We start from the raw sequence: 716 nt of genomic DNA, 5'->3' as shown, positions 1-716 counted from the left end.
TCGTTGATACTAATTCCGCTAAACATAGCAAGTTATTTAGCTTAAATATACTAAATAACTTACTGATTATCAATAATTTATTAACAAAAAAAACGTTTTGCGAACTAAATACATAATCCTAAAAATTCATTTTGAAAAACGACCCATGCGGTAAGTTATTCATCAAACTCGCCGAAAAAGAAACGGAGCGCACCGGACTTGATGTAGAAATACTGGTAAGCGACCTGACCGCGTTTTAAGATCAGTTGCCCCTTCCTTACCTGCCTTGTTTTGAAATTAGAAAGGATTATTTCCAAATCCAGCCCATCAATAGTAATTTTGGATTTGATAAAATCAGAAAGCTCTTTCATTCGTTGGTAAGTTGATTTTCTGAGGGTATAATTATTGAACAAATATGATATAAAATAAGATTTTAGGCAGCTTAATTATTCCATGACTTCATTCAAAAATCTTATTAGTTTAAATAATCAATGTCCGACTCGGATAACATCGGAGCATTCAAACTTCAGTTTCACTTCCCTTGCTATCGCGCGTGCAATGTCATTAAGTTAAGGCTAGAGAAGTATTTAGCCCCCTCTAAATCTCCCCCTGAAGGGGCATAGCCGTCAACTTAAGGGTAATGGGTTAAAAATCTTTTTAATTTTTGTAAATTAAACAGGGCGTAGTTTGCCATAAAGGCAAACTATGTATTTTTGCGCTCATATTTTTTTCTTTTT

Annotated in this window: 1 protein-coding gene; it reads right to left on the bottom strand. The window is 33.9% G+C overall.

Annotation, left to right across the window (positions count from 1 at the left end; genetic code table 11):
• Window positions 1-155: 155 nt before the first annotated feature.
• The gene (locus tag E2R66_RS28155; RefSeq protein ID WP_192902018.1) at window positions 156-350 is read right to left on the bottom strand and encodes a hypothetical protein; all 195 of its coding nucleotides are present in this window, start codon (window positions 348-350) and stop codon (window positions 156-158) included.
• Window positions 351-716: the final 366 nt, after the last annotated feature.

The sequence above is a fragment of the Mucilaginibacter psychrotolerans genome, from assembly GCF_004519315.1.
Lineage (GTDB): Bacteria > Bacteroidota > Bacteroidia > Sphingobacteriales > Sphingobacteriaceae > Mucilaginibacter > Mucilaginibacter psychrotolerans.
This window is presented reverse-complemented; position numbering and strand designations above follow the sequence as displayed.

Bases quoted from the DNA above. Each gene is read 5' to 3' on its own strand.
- E2R66_RS28155 (WP_192902018.1), bottom strand. From the start codon at position 350: ATGAAAGAGCTTTCTGATTTTATCAAATCCAAAATTACTATTGATGGG.